11 protein-coding genes are annotated in these 16517 nt (G+C 40.5%); 9 read left to right on the top strand and 2 right to left on the bottom strand.

Annotated elements, in window-relative coordinates; genetic code table 11:
- Nucleotides 1-99: 99 nt before the first annotated feature.
- The 5 genes from ACFE93_RS01465 to ACFE93_RS01445 all read left to right on the top strand — a co-directional run bounded on the left by ACFE93_RS01465 (nt 100) and on the right by ACFE93_RS01445 (nt 11663).
- Nucleotides 100-1827 carry an SDR family NAD(P)-dependent oxidoreductase gene (locus ACFE93_RS01465; protein ID WP_375471684.1) on the top strand — a complete coding sequence of 576 codons (1728 nt, stop codon included), beginning with the start codon at nt 100-102 and terminating at the stop codon, nt 1825-1827.
- A gap of 195 nt (nt 1828-2022) precedes the next feature.
- Nucleotides 2023-6780 (top strand): PfaB family protein, encoded by a 4758-nt coding sequence (locus ACFE93_RS01460; protein WP_375471683.1) that lies wholly within the window; start codon nt 2023-2025, stop codon nt 6778-6780.
- Between the two features lie 220 nt (nt 6781-7000).
- On the top strand, nt 7001-8677 hold the full coding sequence (locus tag ACFE93_RS01455) for a PfaD family polyunsaturated fatty acid/polyketide biosynthesis protein (protein ID WP_375471682.1): 1677 nt from the start codon (nt 7001-7003) through the stop codon (nt 8675-8677).
- A 2-nt stretch (nt 8678-8679) separates the two neighbouring features.
- Nucleotides 8680-10194: a thioester reductase domain-containing protein gene (locus tag ACFE93_RS01450; RefSeq protein WP_375471681.1), complete on the top strand. Its 1515-nt coding sequence runs from the start codon at nt 8680-8682 to the stop codon at nt 10192-10194.
- A 665-nt stretch (nt 10195-10859) separates the two neighbouring features.
- Nucleotides 10860-11663 carry an SDR family NAD(P)-dependent oxidoreductase gene (locus tag ACFE93_RS01445; RefSeq protein ID WP_375471680.1) on the top strand — a complete coding sequence of 268 codons (804 nt, stop codon included), beginning with the start codon at nt 10860-10862 and terminating at the stop codon, nt 11661-11663.
- 46 nt (nt 11664-11709) lie between these two features.
- On the opposite strand, the gene hetI is transcribed toward ACFE93_RS01445, so the two are convergent.
- Entirely contained in the window at nt 11710-12429 is a 720-nt protein-coding gene (gene hetI / locus ACFE93_RS01440) for a 4'-phosphopantetheinyl transferase HetI (protein WP_375471679.1), read from the bottom strand.
- A 1028-nt stretch (nt 12430-13457) separates the two neighbouring features.
- Here hetI and ACFE93_RS01435 point away from each other — a divergent pair.
- Nucleotides 13458-13598, top strand: a complete 141-nt coding sequence (locus ACFE93_RS01435) for a hypothetical protein (protein WP_375471678.1) — start codon at nt 13458-13460, stop codon at nt 13596-13598.
- A 42-nt stretch (nt 13599-13640) separates the two neighbouring features.
- Nucleotides 13641-13808, top strand: a complete 168-nt coding sequence (locus ACFE93_RS01430) for a hypothetical protein (protein ID WP_375471677.1) — start codon at nt 13641-13643, stop codon at nt 13806-13808.
- A gap of 129 nt (nt 13809-13937) precedes the next feature.
- Here the strand turns inward: ACFE93_RS01430 and ACFE93_RS01425 are convergent, their stop codons facing one another.
- Nucleotides 13938-15002: a YheT family hydrolase gene (locus tag ACFE93_RS01425; RefSeq protein WP_375471676.1), complete on the bottom strand. Its 1065-nt coding sequence runs from the start codon at nt 15000-15002 to the stop codon at nt 13938-13940.
- 157 nt (nt 15003-15159) lie between these two features.
- On the opposite strand from ACFE93_RS01425, the gene ACFE93_RS01420 reads away from it, so the two are divergent.
- Both ACFE93_RS01420 and ACFE93_RS01415 read left to right on the top strand, forming a co-directional pair.
- Nucleotides 15160-15903: a response regulator transcription factor gene (locus ACFE93_RS01420; RefSeq protein WP_118170349.1), complete on the top strand. Its 744-nt coding sequence runs from the start codon at nt 15160-15162 to the stop codon at nt 15901-15903.
- A gap of 108 nt (nt 15904-16011) precedes the next feature.
- Nucleotides 16012-16449 (top strand): hypothetical protein, encoded by a 438-nt coding sequence (locus tag ACFE93_RS01415; RefSeq protein WP_375471675.1) that lies wholly within the window; start codon nt 16012-16014, stop codon nt 16447-16449.
- Nucleotides 16450-16517 lie beyond the last annotated feature (68 nt).

Genomic DNA, 16517 nt, shown 5'->3' with positions numbered 1-16517 from the left:
TCTGCGCTCTCTGCGTCTCTGTGGTTCGTTAAAAAAACCGCAGAGGCGCAGAGGACACGGAGGAAAAAAACAAATTTATGCAGGTATTTACGAGGATTTATGACCCAAACAGCCCAGCTTAGTCCATCATCTGTCTTTGTCGTTAGCGGCGGTGCAAAAGGGATTACGGCTGAGTGTACGATCAGATTAGCCCAGCAGCAACCCTGCAAATTTATCCTTCTCGGTCGCTCCGAACTTTTAGAAACCGAGCCAGATTTTGCTCAAGATAGTGATGAATCAGCATTGAAAAAACGCATCATGGAAAATCTTCTTTCCCAAGGAGAAAAGCCCACACCCATGAGCGTGCAAAAGATATATAACAAAATTACCTCCAGCCGCGAAATTAAAAAGACTTTAGCAGCAATTCAAAAAACAGGAGCTAAAGCAGAATATATCAGCGTTGATGTCACAGATACGCAAGCTTTACAGGAAAAACTTGCCACTTCTGTACAACGTATGGGCCCAATTACAGGAATCATCCACGGGGCTGGGAATTTAGCCGATAAGTTAATTGAAAAGAAAACAGAACAGGATTTTGAAAAAGTTTACACCGCTAAAGTGCAAGGATTAGAAAATCTACTTACTTGCATTAACCCTAGTCAACTTCAACATTTAGTTTTGTTTTCTTCTGTAACAGGTTTTCATGGAAATATTGGGCAGTCTGATTATGCGATCGCTAATGAAATTCTCAATAAATCAGCCCATCTAATCAAGCAAAATTATCCCTCATGCCATGTAGTTGCGATTAATTGGGGAGCTTGGGATAGTGGTATGGTGACACCGGAATTAAAAAAAGTTTTTCAAGAGCGCAAAATTGAAATAATTCCGATTGCAGCTGGGGCACAAATGCTCGTTCAAGAAATAAATAGCGCCACTGATCCAACTGCACAAGTTGTGATTGGTAGCACACTTGCTCCACTTGCTACAGAACTATATTCTCAGCTGCGAACCCATCATATTCGTCGCCAAATCATCCTAGCAGATAATCCATTTTTGCTGGATCATACTATCGCTGGTTATCCAGTTTTACCAGCAACTTGTGCAATGTCATGGATGATCAACGCCTGTGAACAACTTTATCCAGGTTACAGATTGTTCTATCACAAAAACTTTAAAATATTGAAGGGAATTACTTTCAATGAATCTTTAGCAAAGGAACATATTTTAGAAATCGAAGAAATTTCCAAGGTGAGCTTTGAAAGCATCGAACTTAAAGCGAAAATCTGGAGTAAAAACGCAGAAGGAAAAATTCATTATCATTTTAGCGCTCAACTCAATCTCCGGCAAGAAATTCCCATTTGCCGCCCTTATGAATCAATTAATCTTGAACAGGATAACATCATCACCGCAACTGGAAAAGCTTTTTACCAAAATGGAGGAAGTACATTATTTCATGGCCCTGCTTTTCAAGAAGTCCAAAAAGTCTTAAACATTAGCCCTGAAAAAATCACTACAGAATGTTTTTGGCAAGAAATCAGCGACAAGCAACAAGGACAATTTCCAGTGCAATGGATCAATCCTTATACGATTGACTTGAGTATGCACGGGTTATGGATTTGGACACAGCACTTTTATCAAGAAGCTTGTTTACCTGGTAGGGTGGAAAAATATGAACAGTTTGTAGCTACACCACATAACAAACCTTTTTACGTTTCTTGTGAAGTGAAAGCGAAAACAGCAACTAGTGCGATCGCTGACTTTATCATACATGACCGTCAAGGACAAATATATTCGCGTATGCTCGGTGCCCACGCAATTATTTGGTCGATGAAATCACTCAAAAGCTAGTAATCTTCAACTTCTTCTCTCTGCGCTACGGACACTTTGCTCAAGTCGGGAAACCCGCCCACACAAGTGTCCTCCTCTTTTGTCTCATACGTAAGCTATTTCTTTAGCAACCGCTTTTTTAAAGTTTGGGGAACAGCGTAAATCCTGCGTTTTAAATATCTCTTGCCTAATACCCAAACCTTAAGGATAAAATTAGTGGAAAAAATAGCGATCATCGGATTATCATGTTTATTTCCTGATGCTAAAAACCCCGAAGAATTCTGGGAGAATATTGTTAATCAAAAAGATTCAACATCATCTGCAACTATCGAGGAAATTGGAGTAAATCCGACAATTTTTCATAATCCAGTTAAAGGCACACCAGATAAAACCTATTCTCTCCAGGGAGGATACATCCGTAACTTTCAGTTTAACCCTGGTGAATACAATCTACCATCAGAATTGATTGCTGGTTTAGATAATACCTTTAAATGGTCGTTGTATGCTGCTAAACAAGCAATTGTGGATAGTGGTTATTGGGGTAATCAAACTGTTCTTTCAAAATGTGGTGTAATTTTAGGTAATCTTTCGCTTCCTACGAAGTTATCTAATCAATTATTCTCTCCGATTTACCAGAAAGCGATCGCACCTGCTGTCAGAGAACTTTTACAGTATGAAGACTTTGATTTAGCTGTCTCAACTGCAACTAAAGCATCTTTGTACAATGCCATGATATCTGGCTTACCAGCATCTATAATTGCTCAAGCTCTATCTCTATCCCAGATTAATTTCTGTGTAGATGCTGCTTGTTCATCATCATTTTATGCTATTAAAGTAGCATCTCATTACTTATGGTCGCACAAAGCTGATGTCATGTTAGCTGGAGCTATAAGTTGTGCAGATTCCCTATTCGTGCGGATGTTATTTTCCGGTGTTCAAGGGTATCCAGAAAATGGCATCAGCCGCCCTTTAGATAAGTCCTCAAGAGGGCTAATTCCTGCCGATGGTGTTGGGATGGTGATGCTGAAAAGATATTCTGATGCCATCAGAGATGGTGATAATATTGTCGCTACCATCTGCGGTAATGGACTTTCAAATGATGGCAAGGGTAAACACTTACTTAGTCCTAATTCTAAAGGACAAATCCTAGCTTTTGAGCGAGCCTATAATGAGGCAAAAATTAATCCAAAATCTATCGATTATTTAGAGTGTCATGTTACTGGCACATTACTGGGAGATTCAACTGAAGTCAATTCTATAGAAACATTTTTTGGTGAAAATCAGGCTGCACCTCTAGTAGGTTCTGTCAAGGCAAATACTGGTCACTTACTAACTGCTGCTGGCATGGTTGGCTTGACTAAAGCGATTTTGAGCATGTCTCATGGTGTAATTCCACCAACCATTAATGTTACTGAACCTTTACCTTCCGAAAATAGTACAATCTCCGTTGATAAAATTGTTAGAACAGCTACAACATGGCCCAATAATAATGCACCAATTAAACGGGTAGCCATCAGTGCTTTTGGTTTTGGCGGCACTAATTCTCATCTGATTTTAGAACAAGGAAATACAACACAATCAGTTGAATCAACTCCACCTGTTCCACCTGTGAAAGTTGCCATTGTCGGCATGGATGCCTTTTTTGGTAATTGCAATGGTTTAGATGCTTTTGAACGCAGTATTTATGATGGAACACAGCATTTTACTTCCCTACCGCCTCAAAGATGGCATGGTATAGAAAATCAAGAAAATGTCCTGAAAGAGTACGGTTTAACAGATGGAAAAGCACCAATAGGGGCATACATCAAAGATTTTGAAATCGATACTTTATCGTCCAAAATCCCACCGAATGAAATAGAGAAGTTAAACCCTCAACAATTATTACTCCTGAAGGTTGCCGATCGCGCCGTGAAAGATGCGAAACTACAGGAGGGTGGCAATGTGGCAGTGATTGTCGCTGCTGAGACAGAATTATCTGTGCATCAGCTACAGCAAAGATGGAATCTATCTTGGCAAGTTAAGGATGGCTTACTCAACCAAGGAATTTCTTTAGCTGATGAACAGCTTTCCCAACTGGAAACCATTGTCAAAGATAGCATTCATCAACCAGTAGAAATCGGCGAATATGTAAGTCACATCGCCAACATTATGGCGAGTCGGATTTCTGCTTTGTGGAATTTTACTGGCCCTGCATTCACGATGACATCTGGCGAAAATTCTGCCCTCAAAGCGTTGGAAGTTGCACAAATGCTACTCGCTACTGGGGAAGTTGATGCCGTGGTTGTGGGTGCAGTGGATTTAGCAGGTGGTGTGGAAAATGTCTTGTTCCGCAGCCAATTTGCACCAATTAATACGGGTGTCAACACGTTGGGTTATGACCAACAAGCTAATGGCTGGACGGTTGGCGAAGGTGCTGGTGCAGTTGTCCTCAAGCGCTATGAAACTGCTAAAGAAGACAATGAACGCATCTATGCAGTAATTGATGCCATGAGTTTTGCACAAGGTAATTCTACCATAAGTAATGCTTTGGTAAAACCTGATGCTTCAGCCATCAGCAATGTCTGCAAACAAGCTTTCCAGATGGCAGAGATTCAACCTACAGAAGTTAACTATGTAGAAGTCTTCGGTAGTGGCGTTCCCCAGGAAGATGAAGCCGAAATCACAGGTTTGCTCCAAGCTTATCCAAAAGTGGGCAATGGTTTGCATTGTGCATTGGGCAGTGTCAAAGCCAATATCGGCCACACCTATACAGCATCGGGAATTGCTAGCTTAATCAAAACTGCTCTCTGTCTTTATTACAGGTATATTCCCGCCACACCCAAATGGTCTGGTGTCAAAACACCGCAAGTATGGGAAGGTAGCCCTTTCTATGTAGCGATGGAATCAAGACCTTGGTTTGTCGATAAAGGCGGCACACGCAGAATAGCAGCAATTAATAGTATGGCTATAGATGGCAGTTACGCCCATTTAATCTTATCGGAGGAACCTAGCCAAGAGGAGCGCGACAACAGATATTTGCAACAAATGCCTTTTCATCTGTTCCCCATTGCAGTTAGCGATCGCTCCACTATACCCGATTTACTTAACAATCTCCAAAAATCCATTGAAGCCAGTTCTTCTTTATCTACTACCGCCAGCGAAACATTCGCGACCTTTGAACAGCATTCTGATGCAAAATACGTCTTATCAATTACAGGACGTAACACAAAAGATTTACTCAAAGAAATTGAATCTGCCCGCAAAGGTGTAAATAATGCCTTTGAAAACGGCACAGATTGGCAAACACCTTTAGGAAGTTATTTCACAGCAAAACCATTGGGTAAAACTGGAGCAGTTGCTTATGTTTACCCCGCAGCAGTCAATTCTTATATCGGTATTGGTCGCAGTGTATTCCGTTTATTTCCTAAAGTTTTTGAGGACTTAAAAAGTAACAATCTCTACAACCGCGCTGCCGATGTTGAAAAGTTAGTTTATCCCAGAAGTTTACCTAAATTGACAACCAGACAACTAGAAACTCTCGAAAAGCAATTGTTAGATGATTCACTGGGAATGTTTGAAAGTGAAATCGCCTTTGCTAGATACATGACGGCAATTTTCCGAGATGATTTTCAAGTCAAGCCGCAATGTGTATTTGGGTATAGCTTAGGTGAAACTAGCATGATGGTTGCCCAAGGAGTTTGGAGTGATTTTGAGGGCGGAAGTAACACCTTAAACTCATCACCTCTATTTGGCGATAAGTTATCTGGGCCAAAAAATGCTGTGCGTGAATATTGGGGATTAACAGATTCACCAAACAACAATTTTTGGAATACTTATGTTCTCATGGCTACTCCATCGCAAGTTAGAGAATGCCTGAAATATGAGAATCGCGTCTACTTAACTCAAATCAACACACCAGAAGAAGTATTAATTGCTGGTGAAGATGCAGCCTGTAAGCGATTGATTCAAACTCTAGGTTGCAACGCTTTCCCCGCTCCCTTCGACCATGTGATACATTGTGAAGCGATGCGATCGCAGTTCGAGGAAATTCAAAAGGTAAACAGCTTACCATCACAAAATCTTCCCGGTATTGTGTTTTATTCTGCCGCCGATTATCAACCAGTTGCACTTGAAAGAGATGCTATTGCTCACAACATCGCCAAAGGATTGTGCCAAGAACTTGATTTTCCGCAATTAGTTAATCGTGTTTACGGCGATGGAGTCCGAATATTTTTAGAAGCGGGCGCTGGTAGTGTCTGTTCGCGATGGATTGATAAAATTCTTGGCAACAAAGAACACATCACAGTTTCTCTGAATCGTAGAGGAATGGATGACCATGCTTCAATGGTCAAAGCATTAGCAAAACTGCTCAGTCATCAGGTGAACTTAGATTTATCACCGTTGTACAGCAAAGTCCAAGAAACTACTAATTCAAATAAAGCAACATTGAGAACAGTTACCTTGGGTGGTAAAGCGATCGCAGCTACAATTTTGAGCGAAGAAAATCGTAAACTGGTTGAAGATTTCGCTGGGGATCTTAGAAGCGATCGCTTCAAAATACAGCATCCAAACATACCTAATCTCCAGCAACCTGAAATCACAGATTCTCTTAACACTTCCAACCAAATAACCCAAGAAGAAAATTACTCCCCTAGCATCTTGCCATTCCCTACTCAGCCAGAAGAACTCAAACAGAAAAATATCATTGATAACGTTTTTGAACCGAGAGAACAATTACAATCTTCTGAGTCAAGCGCAATTCAACAGCCAATTACTGTTTTTTCCCCACCCGTCAGAACTAAAAAAATTAGTAGCATCATCAGCATGTTCGATTTAAATAAGACCCAGTATCAAAAGCTCAATGCTAATAATTCAAAGATAACTAAAGCACACACAGCCTTTTTACAAGCTAGACAAGATTACAGTCAACAAATGAGCGAAATAATTCAATTGCAACTAGCTTGCGCTCAAAACTTACTTAACGACGAATCTTAATATCTCATACCAATTCTCTCTAAACTTTCTCTTCCTTAGCGCCCTTTGCGGTACGTTTAATAATTATTACGTGCATCTTCCTAGAGAATTGGTATTACTTTCTTCCTCTGTTTTCTCTGCGCCTCTGCGGTTCGTAAAAAAATAAAACTTAGACTCCTATAAAAAGTCTACACCCTTCAACTTTTATCACCCATTGCTTGTAATCCGAGGGATAACTGCCGTGACAACCGTAGATACGGTACTAAGTAAACACAATAATGACCTTAATTTCTCTTCCTGGTCTTATAACAAAAACCAGGTTTGGAAAGGTTCTTTAGAAACTGTATCTTTTGAGAAACAAACCATCAAAGATAAATTGATGGTGTTGAATAAACCCTGCTACATCGTGAAAGTTGCCGGAAAAATCGGTGTCACTAATGAGGGTTATTTATCCCCTGGTGATAATGGCACAACAGCACAAGTAGAACTGCTAACATTTGCAGCCCCAATCCACATTCAACAATTTGGAGATCCTAATTTTCTCTCCTCTTATGGAGTGAAATATGCCTACGTTACCGGCGCAATGGCTGGCGGTATTGCTTCCGAAGAAATGGTCATTGCACTTGGAAAAGAGCAAATTTTGAGTTCCTTTGGTGCAGGTGGTTTAATTCCAGAACGTTTGGAAGTAGCCATAAATCGCATTCAAGAAGCTTTACCTCAAGGGCCTTATGCATTTAATTTAATTCACAGTCCCAATGAACCTGCGATTGAACGCCGGGCTGTGGATTTATACCTCAAATATCAAGTGAGAACAGTAGAAGCATCTGCATTTCTCGACTTGACGCCCAACATTGTTTATTATCGTGTTGCTGGATTGGGCTTGAATAGCGCTAATCAAATTGAAATCAAAAATAAAGTCATTGCCAAAATTTCTCGCCGAGAAGTTGCGACTAAATTCCTACATCCAGCACCAGCCAGAATTATCAAAGAACTTCTTGAACAAGGATTAATTACTGAGTTACAAGCAACTCTTGCAGCCAAAGTTCCGATGGCTGATGATATTACCGTCGAAGCTGATTCTGGAGGTCATACAGATAACCGTCCCCTGGTTTGTTTATTGCCTTCTATTATTGCTTTGCGGGATGAAATTCAAGCACAATATAATTACCAAACACCCATTAGAATCGGTGTTGCAGGTGGAATTGGTACACCACAATCAGCATTAGCAGCCTTTATGATGGGTGCTGCTTATGTAATGACCGGCTCAATCAATCAGTCATGTATTGAATCTGGGGCTTGTGAACATACTAAAAAGTTATTAGCTCAAGCTGAAATGGCTGATATGATTATGGCCCCAGCAGCAGATATGTTTGAAATGGGAGTCAAATTGCAAGTTCTTAAACGGGGTACAATGTTCCCCATGCGAGCGCAGAAATTATTTGAACTCTATCGCGGTTATGATTCCATTGAAGAGATTCCTTTAGCAGAAAGAGAGAAATTAGAAAAACAAGTTTTTCGCAAAACTATTGCTGAAGTATGGGAAGGAACTGCGGCTTATTTGTCCCAAAAGAATCCTGAGAAACTTGGGAAAGCAGTGAATAATCCTAAGCTGAAAATGGCGTTGATTTTCCGTTGGTATCTAGGATTATCTTCTCGCTGGTCTAGTTCTGGTGAAAAAGGTAGAGAAGTCGATTATCAAATTTGGTGTGGCCCGGCAATGGGCGGTTTCAATGACTGGGTACGCGGTTCCTATTTGTCTGAACCCAATAATCGTCAGGTAGTTGATGTTGCTAATCAAATTATGACTGGTGCAGCCTTTTTGTATCGTGTCCAAAATTTGAAAATTCAAGGACTGCAAACTTCTGATTATTACAGTCAATATCACCCTGTTCGTTCTACATCATTGTTGGAGATTTAAAAATGACTATAAAACAGTCTTTCACAGCAGACGATATTCAAATATTTTTGGTATCTAATTTAGCTAAGTTGCTAGGAGTAGCAACTGATGAAATAGATGTCAAAGAACATTTAGAAAACTATGGGTTGGATTCAGCCCAAGCAATGATTTTAGTAAGTAACTTAGAAAAGTTGCTCGGATTTCAACCCTCTCCTTTGCTTCTGTGGCATTACCCAAATATTGAAGCTCTTTCACAGCGTTTGGCTGAAGAAGTGCAAGAAGGTTCACCAATTCAAGATACAGGAGTGACAACCTTTAATGCCAACGCTGCACCCTCTGTTCTAGATTTAGGTGCTGAGGCTGTTCTTGACCCTACAATCCATCCCGGTGCTGCATCTAATCTGCTTGTGGGTGAACCAAAGAACATCTTTTTAACTGGAGGAACAGGCTTTTTAGGAGCTTTTATCATCCGGGAATTGCTACAAGAAACCAAGGCGGATATCTATTGCTTAGTGCGTGCTGCTAATGCCGAAGAAGGCAAAAGCAAACTCCAAAATAATCTGCAACAGTATGCAATTTGGCAGCAAGAATTTAATTCCAGAATTATTCCAATTGTCGGTGATTTATCTTTGCCATTGTTAGGTGTTGGTTCGGAACAGTTTCAAGTTTTAGCTACCAATATTGATACTATCTATCATAGTGGTGCTTTATTGAATTACGTTTTTCCCTACTCAGCACTGAAAGCAGCCAATGTTTTAGGAACACAGGAAGTTTTGAGATTGGCTTGTCAAATTAAAGTCAAGCCTGTACATTACGTTTCTAGTGTAGCTGTTTTTGAATCCACTGCTTATGCTGGCAAGGTTGTCAAAGAGCAGGATGAATTCAATCATTGGGAAGGTATTTATCTTGGTTACTCACAAACTAAATGGGTAGCTGAAAAGTTAGTAAAAATTGCTCGTGACCGTGGACTTCCTGTAACTATCCACAGACCGCCACTGATTTCCGGTGATAGCAAAACAGGCATTTGTAACACACATGACTTTATCAATCTGATGACCAAGGGCTGTCTACAAATGGGAAGTTTCCCTGATGTAGATTATATGTTGGATATGTCACCTGTGGACTATGTAAGTAAAGCCATTGTTTATCTATCACGGCAAAAAGAATCTATAGGTAAGGCTTTCAATTTACAACATCCTCAACCTGTATCTTTAAAAACATTAGTTGAGTGGATACGCTCTTTTGGTTATTCAGTTGAGATGATTCCTTACGAAAAATGGCAATCAGAGTTAATCAATAATGTGTCTTCTGTAGACAATCCTTTGTACACTCTGCGACCATTTTTACTAGAGCGCTGGTCTGATGAGCAACTGACTATTCCTGATTTGTACTTGCAAGCTAGAAGACCTCATATTAGCTGCCAAGATACTCTTCATGCACTAGCAGGTAGTTCTATTGCTTGTCCTCCAATTGACTCTCAATTGTTTATGACTTACACCGCCTACTTGATTCAAAGTGGCTTCTTAAATATCGCTTAGAAACTCAAAAATTGCGTAGGATGTGTTAGGAACTTAACGCACCGTTCCAGATATTTTTGGTGCGTTACAGAAGCTGTAACACAACGCCAGTTGCGACAAGGGATAGCGCAGCGTTAGCGAGTCAGACCCTCCTATGTCGCTAACGCTATGCTATCGAGTGTCGGGAACCTTCACAACGCACTGGCTCCACTACAAAATAATTTTATTTAGTCCATTTTTTTTAAACTCAGTACTACTGAATAGCCAATATTTCAGATGCCAGCAACAACTTATAGATTAACAGCGGCAATATAATTGCCCTGTTTTTTTATGCCCAATAATGTAAATTTTTAGGATTCAACTCTTGACAGAAGCAATTGAGGATAGAATAGTTAGTGTCGGGCATGAAAGTTTGATTTTACCTGCTGGCTTCTGTGAGTAATCAAAAGCCAGACGCTAGTAGTTTGAAATAAGCGAACTTCTTGAATGCCCAACTTATTCGATGTATAAGTCCTAAATTTGCGTTTGGACTGGTACATCTATTTAAGGCATCACACAAGTATTTGCAAGGGGAATAACTTAATATATTTCTTGTAAGTTCAAATATTACGCGCACTTAATTGTAGAACGAGAACGACTGTAAATGCAATGCAGCTTCATCAAATTGAATTCACCAACATTCTTACATGAACAAAACACATCAAGGACAGAGCAGACAAACTGCTCTTATTACTGGGTCAGCGGGTGGAATTGGCTACCAATTAGCGTGTATTTTTGCTGCTCATGATTATAATCTGGTCTTAGTAGACAGAAATGGGCCAAAGCTAGTAGAAATTGCTGTTAAATTCCAAGAAGAATTTGGAATTTTTGTCAAACCTATTGTTAAGGATCTATCTAGATCAACGGCTCCTGAAGAAATTTTTACAGAGTTGCAAAAAGCCGATATTAATGTTGACGTGCTAGTAAATAATGCTGGATTTGGTATCTATGGATTATTTCACCAAACAGACCTAGCCACTGAACTGGAAATGCTACAGGTAAATTTGGTGTGTCTCACCCATTTAACCAAGCTATTCGTGAAGGGCATGGTAAAGCAAGGCGAAGGTAAAATATTAAACGTTGCCTCAGCCGCTGCTTTTCAACCAGGGCCTTTGATGGCAGTTTATTTTGCAACTAAAGCTTATATCTTATCTTTTTCAGAAGCGATCGCTAATGAATTAGAAGGTACAGGTGTCACTGTGACAGTTCTTTGCCCAGGCTCAACTGCATCTGCCTTTCATGAAAGAACCGGAATGGCTGACTCTAAGTTGCTCAAGGGTAAGAGGATGATGGATGCACAAACAGTAGCCGAAATTGGTTTTCACGCCTTAATGAAGGGCAAAACCATTGCGATTCCTGGCTTTATGAATAAATTACTGGCAAAAAGTGTCAGATTTGTACCCAGAAAGCTGGTGACAAAAATTGTACGAAATATGCAGGAAGATAAGTAGGGGCATTGGGGAAGAAAAATTAATGACAAATGACAAATGACTAGGATTAATACTGCCAACATTTTAAATCCCAGCCAAAATTTGCTACAGCAACGGCAGCAACATAATTGTTAGCAGGTACTAGTTCAAAAAGACTCCAGTCTTCAGTTATCTGTAACTTGGCTGGTTCTGTGAGAGTCAGCGATACTTCAACTTGCTCTAACTGAGATAGTCCGTCTCCAGTTGCCTTTAAATAAGCTTCCTTACAAGTCCAGTAACGGAAAAATACCTCTTGCTGTTGGTTGGGAGATAGCGATCGCAACATCTCATATTCTCTCGGTAAAAAGAACCGTTTGGCAAGAGCTTCCAGATCAGACATCGGGCGAATATATTCTAGGTCTACACCAATTTGGCGAGTACAATTCACCGCACACAAACCCAACCCTTGGGAATGAGATAAGTTAAACGCCAGTCCACTATCAGCAAATTTCTCTGCTAATACTGGTTTCCCACGTTGTTGATAATTAAACTGTACTTGTGACGGCTGGACACCCAAATATCGACCTAATATAGTTCGCAAAATACCACGACCAGCAATGAAACGCTGTCGATGTTCCTGAAAATAGAACCGTTCAGCACGAGCCTTTTCGTCACTGGAAAGAGTTACTGCTAAATTTTGCAGTTGTGTTTCTGGTTGTTCAAGGTCTATGTGCCAGACATGAATCTCATCCGGTAATAGAGTTAAATCTGTTGGTGCAGGTAGCCAAATATCATTAGAAGCGGTCATTGAGTCAAAAGTCAAGGAACTTGTACTCTAGAAGTTGGTTTAATTACAACGATTCTTATCGGTGGATCTGGTTTGACACTTTAGCGCTACTATACTATGCGCTAGACCAAGGCGGTAAGCGTAGCCATGCCGTCAGGCTTATCGCTTCGCGGGTTTAACCCAAAGTTCTAGCTTTCTCGGCTATGATCTAGCAGCGTTGCAGCTAACCGTACTTGAACAGTCACGCTTTTGCTATCTTAAATCCTTTCATCAAGCTTTAGTAAATTTGCAAAAAAGATACAGAGCTATCTATATCTCAGCAAAAGTTTCAATCTACTTAAGGATATATTCGTACAAAGATGTGCTAAGGACAGTTCGATTAAAGATAATCATCTCTCAATTTATAGTCCAACTAATAGTCAACAAATAAGTAGGTGGGCGTAAATAATTATCGTTGGGATAAGGCAGGGAGTAGGGAGCAGAGAGCACAGGAAAAAATGGTTTGAGCTTTGTTTATTTTTCTTCATATAGTTTAGTTTTATTGTGCCGACTTACTCAATTAAAAAACAAATATAAAACCCAATATTTCACACCTCCAGCAGAAGCGCTCGTCCTCACTATCTATACAAATACGCCTGTTTTTTCTAAAATCTGCCAAAAGAGTTGTTAAATGTTAAGTCTGGCTGTAAACATAACTACTTAATACTGAATTACAGGTAGCTGCAATCGCTTTTGCTGACTAATATTGTGATTTATTGCTTTATATGTACATGCGCCGTTTATTACTCTAGATGTACAATTCTTAACTTTAGGTTAAATCCTCTGGAAGATAGTACGTTAAAACTCTTGACAGAGAATTACAAATTTTCTTTTAGCTACAACATTAGCTATTACGGTATTACTCAAAGGAACTACAAGGAATGTCTGCAAGTGTTTTGCCAGTACCTAAGTTTAGTAATGGTCAGTGAGTCAGTTTTCTTGGTGGGTAAGGCATCATCAAAAACCACCGATTTAAGTCAGGTAGCTGGGAATATTTGGTGGAAATGCCTATGGGGCCAGAGCCAGAAATGGGTCGGGTTGGTTATGAAACTATGATTTGGCTATCTGAAGTAGATATCTCTTCACTAGTTAATAATTATTCTGAGAAAGTGTTAATTTGGAAACAAAAAAACTCTGCTAAAGCTTGTTAAAAACCTATTAGAACTACTTTTTTGTAGAGATAGTGAGGATAGATGATCGTTAATTTGGAGTACTTTGCATTCTTTGTGTTGCTACTGATAGCGTTATTATTAGCAATTAAGCAAATGAGCGTTGCTTTGGATGAAATAGATATTGAGCGCTTTACTCTCTGGACAGGTATTGCATCTGTCATTGCTGGTTTACCAATAATGTTGTGGTAGCTTCTCAATCAAAGCCATCCTTTCGATTAGAGACTGACAAATAAAAAATATCCCACTGCTCACAGTCAACCGTCATCAGTCATCAGTCACCAACTTCAAACAGGATAATTTATTTCTTGGAGTTCCTTATTACTCTGTTCGCTTTTGCTCCAGCCATTGTAAAATCCGATTCCATGCCCACCAAGGGTCAGGATCTTGTAATTGGCGTTGGCAATTTTTGCTACTCATATAGCCAACATGACCCCCATAACGAGTGAGTAGCAAATCTATTACGGGATTGCGATCGCAGGCAGCTTGCAAGTCAGGTATGATAGCTGGGTCAAAAAGTGGGTCATCGGCAGCATAGATAATCAAAGTCGGTTTTGATATTAGCGGTAATATTTGTAGAGCGCTGCTGGCTTGGTAATATGCTTCCACAGAAGGAAAACCTAGTCGGTTAATTACCAGTTCATTATCAAAACCCCAGATACTGTTTGCCCGTTCAATCGCCGCTGGGTCAATGCTTCCAGGATGAGCATCATGTATTCGCCATGCCAGTTTTTCTAAATTCTGTGCAATCTGCCTTTCCAAATATCTACCAAAGGGCTTAGTGACTAGATAAGATAGCGATCGCTCAGAATCCAAACTGGGACAAATCACCATACCACCACCAATATCGCTATCTTGTAGTCCTAAATCCTCATGCTCTCTAATCACTTCACCAGATACTTTCAGTGCCCATAGCGTCAATTGCCCTCCTAAAGAAAATCCTGTAAACCAAAATTTTCCTGGACATCCCATTGCCTTAGCAGCAGCGGCAATGCGAACATAATCTTCCCCCTCATACAGTCCATCGGAAGTCAGAGTTGGCGACAAGTCGGCGGTTTTACCGTGGGCACGCCAATCAAATAACACCATAGCGTACCCTTGAGCGTAGGCTTTACGTCCTAGCACTCTCAAAGACCATTCTGTCTTCAACTCTCCAGTAATGCCATAAGTACCAATAATCGTGCTATGAGCATTTTCAGGAATGGCAACCAAGCCAAAAATTGGCACACCTTGCCCACCTATAAAGATTTTTTCGTGATAAGACGGTTCTGGGTTTTGATTAGTACTTTCCCAGTAACGGCTTCCCCACAAAGCGGTGTGTACAGTCATAATTACACCGTTTTGTAAAAACCAAGACGGATTGAAGGGGGGAGTGTAACACATCATAGACTATAAGATTTCGTTTAGTTGAGTCTTGATTTCACAGTCATTTAATCTTAATATTTATGTAAGATTTAAAATCTTTTTTAGAATTGATTCAAAAATCTTTGTATCTATCAAAGGTTGTTATTTATCCTTAATAAGTAGTAATAATTTTTTAAGAATGCCGAGGATTCTTGTCATAGACGATGACCCAGCGATTTCAGAACTAGTTGCCGTCAACTTGGAAATGGCTGGCTACGATGTTAGTCAAGCTGAAGACGGCATCAAAGGTCAAGCGCTGGCTCTCCAGCTACAACCAGACTTGATCATGCTCGATTTAATGTTGCCCAGGGTAGATGGGTTTACCGTTTGCCAACGTCTGCGCCGCGACGATCGCACCTCTGAGATTCCCGTGTTAATGTTGACGGCTTTGAGCCAAACTCAGGACAAGGTGGAAGGCTTCAATGCTGGCGCAGATGACTACCTTACCAAACCTTTTGAAGTTGAAGAACTGCTGGCGCGGGTGCGGGCACTTTTGCGGCGTACTGACCGGATTCCCCAAGCCGCAAAGCACAGTGAAATTCTCAACTATGGCTCATTAACCCTTGTTCCCGAAAGATTTGAGGCGATATGGTTCAATGAAACGGTGAAATTAACTCACTTGGAATTTGAGTTACTTCACTGCTTACTGCAACGCCACGGTCAAACGGTTTCTCCTAGCGAAATCCTCAGAGAAGTTTGGGGCTACGATCCTGATGATGACATAGAAACGATTCGAGTCCATATTCGCCACTTGAGAACCAAGCTAGAACCAGATCCTCGCCATCCCCGCTATATCAAGACAGTGTATGGTGCTGGATACTGTCTTGAGTTACCTGGTGTACCTCCAGCAAATGAAGGAGCTTCAGTAACAGTCGTTGAATGAAATCACCGCAGCAATTGTAAGTAGTGAGTGTTCAGGTTAGTAGGGTAGCACAGCTGTGCTACCCTACGAGTTATTGTATGTACTTCATTGAAGTCATTTAAATAGCATATGGAACCTTTAACTACTGCGGCGATCGCTCTTAGCTCTGTAATTGCCATCAAAGCCTTAGAAAAAACGGGCGAAAAGGTAGGTGAAGCTTTATGGGATCGGGCTAGCAAGTTTCTCGTCACCCTCAAAAAACAGTCTCCCCATACTGTAGTTGCTATTGAACAAATGCCAGAACAACCTCTCGATTATGGCAAAGCTTTACTAGAGGTAGAATCTGCTGCCAAAGCTAATCCTGAACTGGCTCAAGCTGCACAACAAGTAGCAACAGCAGCTAAAGCTGAACCCAATCCTAATTTTATTCAATTGATACAGCAACAAGCCGATAACCTAAAGTCTCAGCCGCAACAGCCAAATGTCATTAACTATCAGAAGTTGGCAGATGAGATGAAGAATGTTTTCCAAGGCACTATATTTAACGCCCCAGTGACATTTAACTGACTACCGTCGTCCTCAGGGGCGGGGACAAAGTTAAGCCCACAACAAAGTAATCTTTCAGATAGCGGTTC

The organism is uncultured Nostoc sp. (assembly GCF_964247315.1).
Taxonomy (GTDB): domain Bacteria; phylum Cyanobacteriota; class Cyanobacteriia; order Cyanobacteriales; family Nostocaceae; genus Nostoc.
Note: the sequence above shows the minus strand (reverse complement) of the source record. Positions and strands in the feature narration are given on the sequence as shown.